14 protein-coding genes, 2 rRNA genes and 1 pseudogene (1 of these 17 only partly in view) are annotated in these 15,077 nt (G+C 58.6%); 10 read left to right on the top strand and 7 right to left on the bottom strand.

Annotation, left to right across the window (positions count from 1 at the left end):
* Both PI739_RS21680 and rrf read left to right on the top strand, forming a co-directional pair.
* Positions 1–592 (top strand): 23S ribosomal RNA (locus tag PI739_RS21680); it begins 2,302 nt to the left of the window's first position.
* Between the two features lie 154 nt (positions 593–746).
* A 5S ribosomal RNA gene (gene rrf, locus PI739_RS21675) occupies positions 747–862 on the top strand.
* 154 nt (positions 863–1,016) lie between these two features.
* On the opposite strand, the gene queD is transcribed toward rrf, so the two are convergent.
* A complete protein-coding gene (gene queD / locus PI739_RS21670) occupies positions 1,017–1,373 on the bottom strand; it encodes a 6-carboxytetrahydropterin synthase QueD (protein WP_003317991.1) in 357 nt (118 codons plus the stop codon).
* A gap of 200 nt (positions 1,374–1,573) precedes the next feature.
* Between queD and PI739_RS21665 the strand changes: the two genes are divergently transcribed.
* From PI739_RS21665 to PI739_RS21640, 7 genes and pseudogenes are all read left to right on the top strand, one after another.
* Entirely contained in the window at positions 1,574–1,882 is a 309-nt protein-coding gene (locus tag PI739_RS21665; RefSeq protein ID WP_003371699.1) for a PepSY domain-containing protein, read from the top strand.
* Complete coding sequence (locus tag PI739_RS21660) at positions 1,882–2,190, top strand: PepSY domain-containing protein (protein WP_003317989.1); 309 nt, start codon at positions 1,882–1,884, stop codon at positions 2,188–2,190. The genes PI739_RS21665 and PI739_RS21660 overlap by 1 nt, the downstream gene beginning before the upstream one ends.
* Entirely contained in the window at positions 2,190–2,858 is a 669-nt protein-coding gene (locus PI739_RS21655; protein WP_003349419.1) for a response regulator transcription factor, read from the top strand. The genes PI739_RS21660 and PI739_RS21655 overlap by 1 nt, the downstream gene beginning before the upstream one ends.
* On the top strand, positions 2,855–4,174 hold the full coding sequence (locus PI739_RS21650; RefSeq protein ID WP_054081095.1) for a sensor histidine kinase: 1,320 nt from the start codon (positions 2,855–2,857) through the stop codon (positions 4,172–4,174). Before PI739_RS21655 ends, PI739_RS21650 begins: the two co-directional genes overlap by 4 nt.
* 125 nt (positions 4,175–4,299) lie before the next feature.
* A pseudogene (locus tag PI739_RS25005) lies at positions 4,300–5,121 on the top strand (cache domain-containing protein); the annotation flags it as partial.
* A 15-nt stretch (positions 5,122–5,136) separates the two neighbouring features.
* A complete protein-coding gene (locus PI739_RS25000; protein WP_408637181.1) occupies positions 5,137–5,979 on the top strand; it encodes a methyl-accepting chemotaxis protein in 843 nt (280 codons plus the stop codon).
* Positions 5,980–6,128: 149 nt separating this feature from the next.
* Positions 6,129–7,199: an AI-2E family transporter gene (locus PI739_RS21640; protein WP_054081093.1), complete on the top strand. Its 1,071-nt coding sequence runs from the start codon at positions 6,129–6,131 to the stop codon at positions 7,197–7,199.
* Positions 7,200–7,293: 94 nt separating this feature from the next.
* Here PI739_RS21640 and PI739_RS21635 read toward each other — a convergent pair whose 3' ends face one another.
* Positions 7,294–8,217 carry an alpha/beta fold hydrolase gene (locus tag PI739_RS21635; RefSeq protein WP_054081092.1) on the bottom strand — a complete coding sequence of 308 codons (924 nt, stop codon included), beginning with the start codon at positions 8,215–8,217 and terminating at the stop codon, positions 7,294–7,296.
* A gap of 120 nt (positions 8,218–8,337) precedes the next feature.
* Between PI739_RS21635 and PI739_RS21630 the strand changes: the two genes are divergently transcribed.
* Positions 8,338–9,294 (top strand): AraC family transcriptional regulator, encoded by a 957-nt coding sequence (locus tag PI739_RS21630; protein ID WP_054081091.1) that lies wholly within the window; start codon positions 8,338–8,340, stop codon positions 9,292–9,294.
* Between the two features lie 67 nt (positions 9,295–9,361).
* Here the strand turns inward: PI739_RS21630 and nuoN are convergent, their stop codons facing one another.
* Genes nuoN through nuoJ form a run of 5 tightly spaced genes read right to left on the bottom strand, consistent with a single transcriptional unit; the run spans position 9,362 to position 15,075 of the window.
* Positions 9,362–10,831 (bottom strand): NADH-quinone oxidoreductase subunit NuoN, encoded by a 1,470-nt coding sequence (gene nuoN / locus PI739_RS21625; protein WP_054081090.1) that lies wholly within the window; start codon positions 10,829–10,831, stop codon positions 9,362–9,364.
* A 7-nt stretch (positions 10,832–10,838) separates the two neighbouring features.
* Complete coding sequence (nuoM, locus tag PI739_RS21620; protein ID WP_002554022.1) at positions 10,839–12,371, bottom strand: NADH-quinone oxidoreductase subunit M; 1,533 nt, start codon at positions 12,369–12,371, stop codon at positions 10,839–10,841.
* 39 nt (positions 12,372–12,410) lie between these two features.
* Entirely contained in the window at positions 12,411–14,264 is a 1,854-nt protein-coding gene (nuoL, locus tag PI739_RS21615) for an NADH-quinone oxidoreductase subunit L (RefSeq protein WP_024663375.1), read from the bottom strand.
* The gene (nuoK, locus tag PI739_RS21610) at positions 14,261–14,569 is read right to left on the bottom strand and encodes an NADH-quinone oxidoreductase subunit NuoK (RefSeq protein WP_003317980.1); all 309 of its coding nucleotides are present in this window, start codon (positions 14,567–14,569) and stop codon (positions 14,261–14,263) included. The genes nuoL and nuoK overlap by 4 nt, the downstream gene beginning before the upstream one ends.
* Positions 14,566–15,075 carry an NADH-quinone oxidoreductase subunit J gene (gene nuoJ / locus PI739_RS21605; protein ID WP_054081089.1) on the bottom strand — a complete coding sequence of 170 codons (510 nt, stop codon included), beginning with the start codon at positions 15,073–15,075 and terminating at the stop codon, positions 14,566–14,568. The genes nuoK and nuoJ overlap by 4 nt, the downstream gene beginning before the upstream one ends.
* Between the last annotated feature and the right edge of the window lie 2 nt (positions 15,076–15,077).

Below are 15,077 nucleotides of genomic sequence, written 5' to 3'. Positions count from 1 at the left end.
CGGTCGTAGAGTATAAAGGCAAAAGCGCGCTTGACTGCGAGACAGACACGTCGAGCAGGTACGAAAGTAGGTCTTAGTGATCCGGTGGTTCTGTATGGAAGGGCCATCGCTCAACGGATAAAAGGTACTCCGGGGATAACAGGCTGATACCGCCCAAGAGTTCATATCGACGGCGGTGTTTGGCACCTCGATGTCGGCTCATCACATCCTGGGGCTGAAGCCGGTCCCAAGGGTATGGCTGTTCGCCATTTAAAGTGGTACGCGAGCTGGGTTTAGAACGTCGTGAGACAGTTCGGTCCCTATCTGCCGTGGACGTTTGAGATTTGAGAGGGGCTGCTCCTAGTACGAGAGGACCGGAGTGGACGAACCTCTGGTGTTCCGGTTGTCACGCCAGTGGCATTGCCGGGTAGCTATGTTCGGAAAAGATAACCGCTGAAAGCATCTAAGCGGGAAACTTGCCTCAAGATGAGATCTCACTGGAACCTTGAGTTCCCTAAAGGGCCGTCGAAGACTACGACGTTGATAGGTTGGGTGTGTAAGCGCTGTGAGGCGTTGAGCTAACCAATACTAATTGCCCGTGAGGCTTGACCATATAACACCCAAGCAATTTGCGTCGAATGACCAGATTGCGGTGACTGTGAAGATGACATGAACCGAAAGTTTGCGTCACGAACGACACCTTAATTGACTATCACATACCCGATTTGCTGAAGCGCGCCGTACGGCACGATTCGGTACCCGAATTTCTTGACGACCATAGAGCATTGGAACCACCTGATCCCATCCCGAACTCAGTAGTGAAACGATGTATCGCCGATGGTAGTGTGGGGTTTCCCCATGTGAGAGTAGGTCATCGTCAAGATTGAATTCCAGAAACCCTCTTCGCTTACGCGTTGAGGGTTTTTGTTTGTCTGGTGCATGTAAAAACCAGCGTGAGAGCACGTTATTCAACATGTACTTCCGATCGACAGGCACAAAAAAACCACCGGCAAGGTGGTTTTTTATTTTTAGGGCAATCAATCCCCGCGGTATTCACATCCGCTGGTGCACGTCTCGTGAATACGGACGGCCGACAGTTCCGGCAGCAGAGGCTTCAACTCATTCCAGATCCATTTCGCCAGGTTTTCGCTGGTTGGATTCTCCAGGCCCGGGATGTCATTCAGGTAGTTATGATCAAGGCGTTCATACAGCGGTTTGAAAATCGCCTTGATTTCCGAAAAGTCCCGGATCCAGCCGGTATGCGGGTCAACCTTTCCGGCCAGATGAATGCCGACACGAAACGAATGGCCGTGCAGACGTCCACACTTGTGCCCCTCTGGAACGTGAGGGAGGCGGTGTGCTGACTCGAAGGTAAATTCTTTGAAGATTTCCACTGTGTATTGGCCCCGGAAAAATGGCGATCGCTGACGCGATAAATGCAATCTGCGAGTTTAACAGCAATGGCCTGAAACTCCATGCAAGGGTGAACCTGTCAGAGTGTTTGATGGCACTAGGCCAGATCTATTCAGTTTGAGTTAAGTTGTACCGGTTAAGGTGGGCGCCATAGAAGCACCGATCGTTATGGATACCCTCTATGAAAACGCTGACTACCCTGCTGGCGGCCCTCACATTGGTTTTGACGTCCTGTTTCATTCAGGCGTACGGCGTCGACCCGCAGGAAGTGCTGCGCCTCAGTGATGCAGGTACGCTTCATTCGGCTGAGACACTAGATGCCAAAGCGCTGAGCAAACACCCCGATGCCAGTATTATCGGCACGCAGTTCAAGAACATATACGGCAGGTACGTTTACAATGTCGAGCTGCGTGACAAACAGGGTATTGAGTGGGTCCTCGAAATAGACGCCGCCACGGGCCAGGTCTACAGGAATCATCAGGATAACTAATGAATGTCGACAAGCGTCTCTGTGTCATCCTTGGTTTGAGCCTGACCTGCTCTTTTGTGTATGCCAGAGATCTGAATCAGGATGAAGCGCTCAGTTTGCGTCAGCGCGGTGTCATCCTGCCTCTTGAACAGTTCATCGAGCGCGCGATGGGCCTTCATCCGGGCTCTCGTCTGCTCGAGGCCGAGCTAGAGGAAAAGAATAATGTGTACGTGTATGAGTTTGAATTGCTGACCCCTGAGGGCGTTGTCCGCGAGCTCAAGTTCGATGCGCGTGATAGCCGATTGCTGAAAGACGAGGACGATGACTGATGCGCCTGCTACTGGTTGAAGACCATGTTCCCCTTGCCGATGAGCTGCTCGCTGCGCTGGGGCGTCAAGGCTACGCGGTCGACTGGCTGGCCGACGGGCGCGATGCGGTTCATCAAGGCGCAAGCGAGCCGTATGACCTGATCGTTCTGGATCTGGGGCTGCCTGGCATGCCAGGGCTTGAGGTTCTCCAGCAGTGGCGCAGCAAAGGTCTGGCGACCCCCGTGTTGATTCTGACCGCGCGCGGCTCCTGGTCAGAGCGCATAGAAGGCTTGAAGGCAGGTGCCGATGATTACCTGACCAAGCCTTTTCATCCTGAAGAACTGCAATTGCGTATTCAGGCATTGCTGCGACGTTCGCACGGGCTGGCCAACCAGCCCACGCTGGAATCCGCCGGTCTTAATCTGGATGAAGGCCGTCAATGCGTCAGCCGGGACGGCGTGGATATCCAGCTCACCTCGGCAGAGTTTCGTCTGCTGCGTTACTTCATGTTGCACCCTGGACAGATTCTCTCGAAAAGCCATCTGTCAGAGCATTTGTACGATGGCGAAAACGAGCGTGATTCCAATGTCATCGAAGTCCATGTCAATCACCTGAGGCGCAAGTTGGGCCGCGCAGTCGTCGAGACACGCCGCGGTCAGGGCTATCTGTACGGCGGAGCCGGCGGTTGAAATCCATACAGCGACGTCTGAGTCTGGGGCTGATCGCCGTCATGGTCGTTGTCGGTCTGGTGATGGCGCAGACCAGTCTCTGGCTGTTCGAAGTGGGCCTGCAGCGCTACCTGGAGTCAGGTCTGCGCAACGAGAGTGAAAACCTGCTGGTAGCGCTGGTGCGAGGTCCTGCCGGGCTGCAACTGGATGACCATCGCCTTTCCGGTGCCTACCAGCGTCCACTGTCCGGCCATTACTTCCGGATGGACTTGCCGCAGGGGCACTGGCGCTCCCGTTCCCTGTGGGATTTCGAGTTGCCCCAGCCCGGGGTAGGTTTGCATGCCAATCTTGAGCTCGGCAAGACCGGGCAATCGCTGTTGATGCTGACCAGCGAATACCGCAAGTTCGGCAAAGAGGTTTCAATCACCGTCGCACAGGATTACACACCGGTCAGGGCGAGTTTTCGACTCATGCAGCAGATCGGGCTGGGACTTGGGCTGGCCGCGCTGATCCTGGTGCTGGTATTGCAACGCATCACCGTGCGAAGAGCGCTTCGCCCGCTTGAAACCGTTCGCGAGCAGATTTTTCAGCTCCAGCAGGGCCAGCGTTCGCAACTGGACAACCAGGTTCCCCTCGAACTCGAGCCGCTGGTGGCGCAGATCAACCACTTGCTTGCGCATACCGAAGACAGCCTGAAACGCTCACGTAACGCACTGGGTAATCTGGGACATGCCTTGAAGACACCGCTCGCGGTCTTGCTCAGCCTGGCCCTCAGCGGACAATTGGACGCCAACCCTGGATTGCGCAGGACCTTGCAGGAGCAGCTGGAAAATATCCGCCTGCGTCTGGAGCGCGAGCTCAATCGCGCACGTCTCTCCGGTGACGCTCTACCGGGAGCCCGCTTCGATTGTGACGCCGAACTGCCCGGGCTTTTCTCCACGCTGGGCATGATCCATGGTGCTCATCTCCAATTGATCAACGATGTCGAGGCGGGCATGTACCTGCCGTGGGATCGGGAGGACATTCTCGAGCTGCTCGGCAACCTGCTGGACAATGCCTGCAAATGGGCCGACAGCGAGGTGCGTCTGGACATTATCAGTCAGGATCAGGGCTTCTGCCTGTTGGTGGATGACGATGGACCCGGTATTCCGGAGGCGCAACGCGCAGAAGTGTTCAGCCGTGGCGCTCGTCTTGACGAGCAGATTACCGGCCACGGGCTGGGGCTGGGTATCGTGCGCGATATCGTTGAGGCATGGGGCGGTCAACTGCAACTGCAGGAGAGCCCGGCAGGTGGGCTTCGGGTACGCATCGACCTGCCCGAGCGGACTGCCCCCTAGGGCGTCAGCCAGTATCGTTCAGCGTCTTCATACAAAAGGCAGGACAGGTCTTAATGTCCATCGGAGAGTGCCGATAACCTGATTGGGCACCTCTGACTTATAAAAATAACCATAAGGCCAATCCTATGCGTCTCAGTCTGAAAGCCAAGGTTCTGTCGCTGGCAGTCCTGCCGGTTCTGATGTTTGCGCTGGTGATCAGCGCTACGACCGTATTCATGCTGCATCGGCAGGCCGAGCGAGAGGTCAGCGATACGCGAGAGCGCTTGCTCAACGAGGCCAAGGCAACGTTGCAAAACTACGTTGCTATCGCCATGACCGCCATCAAACCACTTTACGATGCCGCCGCGCCCGGCGACGACGCTGCGCGTGCCAACGCTATCAAGCTGCTTTCCTCGGTCAGTTACGGCAAGGATGGTTACATCTTTGGCTACGACTCTCAGGTGATCCGGATTTTCAGAAGCAACAGCCCTGACGGTGTGGGCAAAAGTTTTGCTGATGCCCGTGATGCGAACGGCGTCTATATCAATCGCGAGTTGGTGGCGGTCGGCAAGGCGGGCACCCACTATGTAATGTACTCGTCGGCCCTGCCTGGCAAGACTGAACCGGTCCCCAAGATCGGCTATACGGATTATCTGCCGAAATGGGATCTGGTCATCGGCTCTGCCGTCAATATCGATGGCATCGATGCTCAGGTCGCCGTGGTCAGGCAGGGTGTCGAGGCACGCTTGAAGGAGATGCTCTACAGCATTCTCGGCATTACTGTTCTGGTCCTGGTCATTATCGGCATCATCGGAATAGTGCTGACAGGCACTTTGCTGCGCCCGCTCGGCCTGATGAAAAACAGTCTGGATGACATCGCGGCAGGTGAAGGCGACCTGACTCGTCGGCTGGTGATTACCAGCAATGACGAGCTCGGTGATCTGGCAGGCTCGTTCAACAGGTTTGTCGACAAGATTCATGGCATGGTTCGTCAAATCAGTGAAATGACCGGGCAGCTCAATGGCCTGGTCGGCGAAGTCAGCTCGCAGGCACAGCGCTCGGAAACGGCCATGGACCGGCAGCGTCACGAAACCGATCAGGTGGCTACTGCAATCAATCAGATGTCGGCTGCTGCTCAAGAGGTTGCCAAGAGCGCACAGGGTGCGTCCGTTGCTGCTCAGCAGACCGACGAGCAAGGGCGAGCCGCCAAGCGCGTGGTGGATGGCAGCATTCGGCAGATTCACGCGCTGGTCGATGACATCCGCAAAAGCGGCTCTTCACTGGACGTCTTGCAGAAGGATGTTTCTTCCATTGTCAGTGTGTTGGGCGTCATCCGCTCGATCGCCGAACAGACCAACCTGCTGGCACTCAATGCTGCCATCGAGGCCGCCAGGGCAGGGGAGGCAGGGCGCGGTTTTGCCGTGGTCGCCGACGAAGTACGGGCACTGGCCAGCCGGACACAGCAGAGCACGCAGGAGATCCAGGGCATGATCGACCGCTTGCAGCAGGGCACTCAGGAGGCGGTGACAGCCATGCGCCGTTCCAGCGAAGCAGGCGACGGCACCTCGGCGCAGGCCAACGAAGCCGGTACATCGCTGGTGAGCATCGGCGAGCTGATCGCGACCATCAATTCGATGAACGCGCAGATCGCCAGTGCCGCAGAAGAGCAGACGGCGGTTGCCGAGGAAATCAATCGCAGCGTCCATCAGATCGCGGGTGCAGTCGAGAATGTCGCCGATGAAACCCGGCAAAGCGCCCAGACATCACGCAGCCTGGCCGAACTCGGCGCACGCCTGGACGGTCTGGTCGGTCAGTTCCGGGTCTGATACCTCTCCGGCAGGAGTGTAAACCCCTGCCACAGCCTGTACCCGGCATCGCCGTCATATTGCCGTCATGGAAGATGGCACTCGTGCGCTCGTGTGCTGACTAAGCTCTAGACCGGGCGCGATGCGCGGTCTAATGACATGGACAGGACATGAACGAAACCACGCTGCAATACAAAACCCTCATTCTGCTACTGGTACTGGTGACCATTGCCTTCATATGGATTCTGCTGCCGTTTTATGGCGCAGTGTTCTGGGCGGTCATCCTCGGGATCATCTTCGCGCCTGTGCAGCGCAAGTTGCAGATCAAGTTCAACTGGTCACGCAATCTTACCTCCCTGTGCACCCTGACGATCTGTCTGGTCATCGCGATTCTGCCGGTGATCGTGATCAGCGCCTTGCTGGTTCAGGAGGGCACCACGCTGTACAAGAACGTCGAGACCGGGCAACTGGATATTGCCGGCTATCTGGCCGAGTTCAAGGACCTGCTGCCGCACTCCATTCAGGCGCTGCTTGATCGTCTGGGCATGGGCGACCTGGAAGGGTTGCGCGACAAGATCGCCAAGGGTGCGATGCAGGGCAGTCAGTACCTGGCGACGCAGGCATTCAGCTTCGGGCAGGGCACATTCGACTTTGTCGTCAGCGTCTTCATCATGCTCTACCTGCTGTACTTTTTCCTGCGCGACGGACAGGAACTGGTGCGCAAGATCCGCACGGCCTTCCCGTTGGGCGAACAGCAGAAGCGTCGTCTGCAGCTCAAGTTCACCCGAGTGGTACGTGCCACGGTCAAAGGCAACGTGGTGGTCGCGGTGACGCAAGGTGCGCTGGGTGGCTTCATCTTCTGGGTGCTGGACATCCCGAGTGCGCTGCTGTGGGCGGTGATCATGGCGTTCCTGTCGCTGTTGCCTGCGGTAGGGGCCGGGATTGTCTGGGCGCCAGTGGCCATCTACTTCCTGCTCAGTGGCATGATCTGGCAAGGCGTGGTGCTGGGCTTGTTTGGCGTCTTCGTGATCGGTCTGGTGGATAACGTACTGCGCCCGATCCTGGTGGGTAAAGACACCAAAATGCCGGACTACCTTATCCTTATTTCCACGCTTGGCGGCATGTCGGTCTTTGGTCTGAACGGCTTTGTGATCGGACCTCTGGTGGCTGCGCTGTTCATCTCCAGTTGGGGATTGTTCAGCGGCTCCGGCTCCAAGAAACCCGTGAGACTGCCAGGCTGACATTGGCAGGTCGCGTGGTCGACACAGGTCCGCGCATGCTCCCTGCCATTTATCAGGCAGGGAGCATGCGCGGTTTTTTTCATGAGAGCAGGTCTCATTCTGAGCTTTTTGCCGCGATCGCAGCCGAGTCCATGAAGGCGGCCAGATCGGTATTGAAGCGCGATGCTTCTTCCAGAAATGGCGCGTGGCCTGAGTTTTCGTACACCTTCGATTGAATTCGAGGATTGAGCTGCCGAGCGCGTGCGATGCTGGGCTGAAGGTTGACCAGTTCATCCTTGCCGCCATACAGCATCAATACCGGCACCTTTGCCTTGGGCAGGCCTTTGGCTACATCGACAGTCATTGCGGGCGTAGCACGGGTCATCGCCCACGATGCCATCGCAGCACTCGACACCAGCCGCTCGAAAGTCGGTGCGTCCGGTTGTGTGTGGAAGCACAGTCCGAGAAAGGTACGTACTGCATCAAGGTGGGTTTTCAGGTCCTCTGAACTCAGGCCGGCATATAGATGAGGGTGGGCTGTAATCAGGGCCGCGTTAAGCTCGATGACACCATCAACATACACAACGCCGCCGATCTTCGCGTCACCATAGGCGGCGAGATAGTTGGACATGACCACGCCGCCCAATGACCAGCCGACCAGTACCGGACGCTTGCTTGTGGTGGCTTCAAGTACCGCTGCCAGGTCGTCCGCATAGCGACGCCCGTTACGGTACGCCTCGACACTGTCGGGCTTGTCGGAAAGCCCGTGACCGCGCAGGTCATAGGTAATCATTCGGTAGCGCTGCAGTTGGGGACTGGCGATCTGCTTTTCCCAATTGAGGCGACTGCCCAGCAGACCGTGAATGAAAATCAGGGCCGGGCCGTTCGGATCACCTGATTCCTGCACAGCGAGTTTGACGCCGTCAGGGGCTGTGACGGTGTAGTGTTTGTCTACTGCCAAGGCCAGTGATGATAGTCCGGTCAGCAGCGCAGCAAGCAAGGTATTGCGCAGCAGGTGAACGAAGCGAATGTGATTCATGAGGCTATTTCCACGCGGTAGAAGTGATGGGCGCACTGTAGGTCGATGACGCAGGACGGTCTATGACGTAAGATCCTGATAAATTGATTGATCGTCCTGAACTTGAAGTGGCCTCTCTCCATGCAAGCCCCGTCAAATGACCCCATCAGCGAGCTGCTGCTCGGTATGCGTCTTTTCGGCGTTCAATTCCGCAGGCTGGAAGTTGTGCCGCCTCTGGGTGTTGGCTTCACTAACGCAATCGGACGAGCGCAGTTTCATTTCGTCGGGCGTGGGCCGGTCTGGCTACGCAGCGCTGAGAGCATTCTGTACAGGCTCGATACCGGCGACGCGGTTCTTATTCCGCGCGGTGGGCACCACGCTGTGTTGACGGCCGAAGACACGGCTGCAAGCGATGTACAGCTGTTTGATCCGTCTACCGGCATCAGCGATGGTGTTCACGATCGGGCTGATGCCGAGGAGGGCGGAGCGGTTGATCGGGCGATTATCTTCAGCTGTTGCATGGAGTTGGAACTGGGCGGCATGCAGCCGCTTGTTGCCGCCATGCCGGATGTCATGCAGGTCAGTACTCTGCTGGAAACGTGCCCCGAGCTGCGGCCCATGCTCGCGGCAATGGAGCGTGAAGCCTTGATGCTACAGGCCGGGCACGCAGGCATTCTGGCACGTCTTGCTGAAGTCGTGGCCGCGCTGCTGGTGCGTGGCTGGGTCGCGGGTGGCTGTGGGAATGCCACAGGCTGGCTCGGTGCTTTGCAAGACCCTCGGCTGAGTCGCGCCATCGTCATGATGCACCAGCGTCCAGGTAGACGCTGGACGGTGGCCACGCTTGCCCATGAGGCCAGGCATTCCCGCTCTGTGTTCGCACAGCGCTTTCTCGAGGCAACGGGTATGCCGCCATTGCAGTACCTGACGGAGCTGAGAATGCGCCTGGCGTTTCACAGCCTGAGCCGCGAACACTGTTCTCTGGAGGCTGTTGCCAGTCAACTGGGTTACGGTTCATTGGCCGCCTTCAGCCGTGCATTCAAAAGAACGGTGGGCCTATCCCCAGGCGCTGTTCGTGCCGCGAAAAGCGTTTCCGGGTAGCCGTTCCAACCTTTTTTGGAGACAAAAAAAGCCCTGCTCAAGAGCAGGGCTTTGCGTTTGCGCAGGATCAGCCTGCTACGTGCAGACCGGCATTGACCACCAGATCGAGCAGCGGTTGCGGGTAAACACCCAGCACGAAGGTCAGGATCGCAACGGCCAGCAGCATCACACCACCTGTGCGCTGAGCCCAGTTGATGGCTGCGTCGTGGCGAGGAAGCTTGTTGTCGACCAGATACATGGTGACCATCACACGCAGGTAATAGAACACGCCGATGGCGCTACCGATGACCAACGCCCCGATCAGCCACCACAGCTGCGATTCGACACCGGTGGCGATGATATAGAACTTGCCGATGAAACCAGCGGTAAGCGGGATACCTGCCAGCGACAGCATCATCAGGGTCATGACTGCCGTCAGGTAAGGGCGACGCCAGAACAGACCGCGGTATTCGAACATCGCGTCGGCATCACGTCCGCTGTAAGGCGAAGACATCATGGTGATCACGCCGAAGCTGCCCAGCGAGGTCAGGACGTAAGTTGCCAGATAGACACCAATCGCCTCGACCGCCATGCCTTTGCTGGCCACCAGCGCAATCATCAGGTAACCGAAGTGAGCGATGGAGGAGTAGCCCAGCAGACGCTTGAGGTTGGTCTGAGTCAGCGCAAGCAGGTTGCCGACCAGGATCGACGCTACGGCGATGACTGCCAGTACGTCATGCAGGACACCGCTGCTGGCTGCCGGTGAAATCTGGAACAGACGCACCAGTACCGCAAATACCGCCACCTTGCTGGCGGTTGCCAAGAAGGCCGCGACCGGCGCAGGGGCGCCTTCGTAAACGTCCGGGGTCCACAGGTGGAAAGGTACCAGTGACAACTTGAAGGCCAGGCCGACGACCATCATACCCAGACCCAGGCTGGCAATCGGGCTCGGCATACCGGTCGCTGTGATGGCCTTGCCGATACCGTCGAAGCTCAGCGAACCTGCCTCTGCGTACAGCAGCGCCATACCGAAGAGCAGGAACGCGGACCCTGCGGCCGACAGGACCATGTACTTGATGCCGCCTTCCAGCGAGCGCTTGTTGAAGAAGGCATAAGCCACCAGCCCGTAGACCGGCACCGACAGCAGTTCCAGGCCGATGAACAGGCCCGCCAGATGCTGAGCACTGACCAGCACCAGCCCACCGGCCGCTGCCAGCAGGATCAGCAGGTAAAGCTCTTCGCGATTGCCCGGATACCCGGCCTTGCCGTCACCCAGATAGGCGTGCGCCATGGTCACGCAAGCGAGGGTAGAGGCGAGGATGATCGCCATGTACAGGCAGGCAAAGTTGTCGATATGCAGCAGTGGCGTCACGACCAGAGGGGCAACTTTCAGTGCTGGATAGATCGACAGCAGGGCCAGGTTGAGGCCTGCTACCGAAAGCAGGAACGTTTGCGAGTGATTGCGGCGCCATGCGATCGCCAGCATCACCACGACAATGGTGAGGCTGGTGATCAGCAGTGGCGCAAGCGCAATAAAGTGTTGAATCGTCAGGTCCATAGCGCTCTTACCGGGCCGAAGCGAGTTGAGTGAAGGCAGTGCCTAGCCATTGCTGCACGCCGTGCATGGTCGCTGCCGAAGTGTCGAGGAACGGCTGCGGGAACACCCCGAGCACGACCAGCAACACGGCAAGGCCCAGCACCATGATCATTTCCCGTCCGTCCATGCCCTTCAGAACCTCGTCGGACTTCGACGGGCCGAAGTAGGCGCGGTGGATCATGATCAGCGAGTAGACAGAACCAAATACCAGACCGGAGGTGGCGATCGCCGTGATCCATGGTGAGCTGGCGAAGCTGCCCAGCAGAATCAGGAACTCGCCGACGAAGTTGCCAGTGCCCGGCAGACCCAGAGAGGCGGCGGCAAAGAACAGGCTGATGGCCGGGATGTAAGCGATGCGTGACCACAGGCCGCCCATCTCACGCATGTCGCGGGTGTGCAGGCGCTCGTACAGCTGACCACTGAGAATGAACAGTGCCGCAGCCGACAGACCGTGGGCGATCATCTGGATCAGTACGCCTTGCAGCGCCTGCTGGCTGCCCGAGTAGATACCGATCAGTACGAAGCCCATGTGCGAAACGCTGGAGAACGCGATCAGGCGCTTGATGTCAGTCTGGGCAAATGCCAGGAATGCGCCGTAGAAGATACCGACCAGCCCCAGCGTCATGGCAATCGGTGCGAACTCGGCCGATGCGTTGGGGAACAGTGGCAGGGCAAAGCGCAGCAGACCGTAAGCCGCCGTCTTCAGCAGGATACCCGCCAGGTCAACGGAGCCTGCAGTCGGTGCCTGGGCATGCGCATCCGGCAGCCAGGAGTGCAACGGCACCACCGGCAGCTTGACGGCGAAGGCAATGAAGAAGCCCAGCATCAGGATGTACTCGGTGCCCGGTGCCAGTTTGGTCTTCAGCAGGTCGGCGTAGGCAAAGGTGATCACGCCGGTCTGATTGAAGTGCACCAGCACCAGACCCAGGATCGCCACCAGCATGATCAGGCCGCTGGCCTGAGTGAAGATGAAGAACTTGGTGGCTGCGTAGATACGGGTTTTCTTCCCATCCGAAGAACTGTGACCCCAGAGCGCGATGAGGAAATACATCGGCACCAGCATCATTTCCCAGAAGAAGAAGAACATGAACAGGTCGATGGCCAGGAACACGCCCACGACACCGCCCAGGATCCACATCAGGTTAAGGTGGAAGAAACCGACCTTGCGCTGGATTTCCTTCCACGAGCACAGCACCGACAGCACACCCAGAAGGCCGGTCAGCAGGATCATCAGCAGCGACAGGCCATCGAGTGCCAGATGCACGTCGATGCCGAAGCGGGTGATCCACGGGTGGTGGAATTCCAGGGTCCAGGTCGGATCGGCACCCGGCACCGGCGCGTAGCCGAAGTTGCCGGTAGCCCACAGCCAGAGGCCGAGAACCAGTTCCAGGGTCATTGTCAGCAACGCAATCCAGCGCGGCAGGGTAGAGCCGAAGCGCTCACCCAGCCAGCACAGCAGGCCGCCGATGAAGGGGATCAGGATTAGCCAGGGCAGAATCATGACGGGCTCAATTCCTTTCGCAAATTCGCAAGGTTCATATCAGATCGCAACCAGAACGACGGCACCGAGTACCAGAACGGCACCCACGGCGATCGAGGCAGCATACCAACGCAACTGGCCGGTCTCGGTGCGGCTCATGGTGTCATGACCGCCTTTGACCAGACGTGGGATCAAGCCGATGGTGCGGTCGAACGGATCACTACGCAGTACATGACTGATTGCCAGATACGGCTTGACGAACAGCTTGTCGTAGATCCAGTCGAAGCCCCATGCCGCGAACCACCAGGCCGAGAGGAAACGGCCCGGAGCGCTGTTGGCGATAGCCGTCGCCAGGCGGCGCTTGCCGAGGAACAGCAATGCTGCCAGCAGGATACCGGCCAGCGCGATGGCGCCGGAGGCGATCTCCAGGCTGTGCTTGGCTTCGCCACCGGCATGGCCGACGCTCTGCGGCAGCACACCGGCCAGGGGCGGAGTGATCCACGCGCCGATGAACGTCGACAGTACGATCAGCACCGACAGTGGCAGCCAGTGAGCGATACCGTGACCTGCGTGTGCTTCGGTCTTGGCTTCACCGTGGAACGCGATGAAGATCAGACGGAAGGTGTACAGCGACGTCATGAACGCGCCCACCAGACCGGCATACAGCAAGCCGTTGTTACCGCTGGCAAATGCTTCCCAGAGAATTTCGTCCTTGGAGTAGAAGCCCGCCGTCAGCAGCGGCAAGGCGGAAAGAGCAGCGCCACCGACGATGAAGCTGGCGTAGGCCAATGGCAGTTTCTTCCACAGGCCGCCCATCTTGAAGATGTTCTGCTCGTGGTGGCAGGCAACGATCACCGCACCGGAAGCAAGGAACAGCAGCGCCTTGAAGAAGGCGTGGGTCATCAGGTGGAAGATCGCGCCTTCCCAGGCGCCAACGCCCAGTGCCAGGAACATGTAACCGATCTGGCTCATGGTCGAGTAGGCGAGGATACGCTTGATGTCGGTCTGCACCAGTGCGGCGAACCCCGCCAGAACCAGCGTGACGCCGCCGACAATGCCGACCAGATGCAGGATGTCAGGTGCCAGTGCGAACAGGCCATGAGTACGCGCAATCAGGTAGACGCCCGCCGTGACCATGGTCGCTGCGTGGATCAGCGCCGAAACAGGAGTAGGACCGGCCATCGCATCCGCCAGCCAGGTTTGCAGTGGCAGCTGTGCAGATTTACCGACCGCACCGCCCAACAGCATCAAGGTCGCCAGCACGATCCAGAAATCGCCGACCTTGAAGTGTTCCGGCGCCCGGACCAGCAGTTCCTGCACATTGAGCGTGCCCAATTGCTGGAACAGGATGAACAAGCCGATAGCCATGAACACGTCACCGATACGGGTGACGATGAACGCTTTGAGGGCTGCGTTGCCGTTGTTGCGGTTGCTGTAATAGAAACCGATCAACAGATAGCTGCACAGGCCCACGCCTTCCCAACCGAAGTAGATGAACAGCAGGTTGTCGCCCAGGATCAGGAACAGCATGCTGGCAATGAACAGGTTGGTGTAGGAGAAGAAGCGCGAGTAGCCCGCTTCACCGCGCATGTACCAGGACGCGAACAGGTGGATCAGGAAGCCGACACCAACCACGACGCCCAGCATCGTGACGGACAGCCCGTCCAGATACAGCGCGAAGTTGGGCTGGAAGCCATCGACGTCCATCCAGCGCCACAGCACCTGCGTGTAGTGACCGCCTTCAGGTGGTGCCACGTTGAACTGCCAGATGACCCAGGCCGTGACGATGGCTGAAAGGCCGATGGAGCCGACACCGATCAGCGCAGCGAGGTTTTCCGAGATGCGTCCACGGGAGAACGACAGCAGCAGAAAGCCGATGAGGGGGAATACGAAAGTCAGAAAGAGAAGGTTCATCCGCGCATCTCGCTGGCAGCATCGATATCGAGAGTGTGGAAGCGGCGATACAGTTGCATCAGGATCGCCAGGCCGATACTGGCCTCGGCTGCCGCAAGGCTGATCACCAGGATGAACATCACCTGCCCGTCCGGTTGCCCCCAACGGCTGCCGGCCACAACGAACGCCAGTGCAGCGGCGTTCATCATGATTTCCAGGCTCATCAACACGAAGAGAATGTTACGGCGCACCATCAGGCCGACCAGACCCAGGCAGAACAGGACCCCGGCGACCGCCAGACCGTGCTCAAGAGGGATAGCATTCATTGGCTTGGCTCCTTGGCCTCGTTGCGGCCCAGATGGAAGGCCGTGATGGCTGCTGCAAGCAACAGCATCGAGGCGAGTTCCACCACCAGCAGATAGGGCCCGAACAGGCTGATGCCGACTGCCTTGGCGTCGACCGTGGTGTGACCGACACCAGCGCCGGTCGGGTTGGCGAACAGCACATACAGCAACTCGGCCAGCAACAGCGCGCCGAGAGTGACCGGGCCGATCCATATGCCGGGTTTGAGCCAGGCACGTTCCTGCTGAACCGAGGCCGGGCCGAGGTTCAGCATCATCACCACAAACACGAACAGGACCATGATTGCGCCCGCGTAGGCAATGACTTCCAGCACGCCGGCGAACGGAGCGCCGAGGCTGAAGAACGTCATTGCTACGGCGATCAGCGAGATGATCAGGTAGAGCAGGGCGTGCACCGGATTCGTGTTGGTGATCACCCGTAGGGTGGACACAACAGCGATACCGGATGCGAAGTAGAAAGCGAATTCCATCT

This window comes from Pseudomonas cerasi, from assembly GCF_027983475.1.
GTDB lineage: Bacteria > Pseudomonadota > Gammaproteobacteria > Pseudomonadales > Pseudomonadaceae > Aquipseudomonas > Aquipseudomonas cerasi.
Note: the sequence above shows the minus strand (reverse complement) of the source record. Positions and strands in the feature narration are given on the sequence as shown.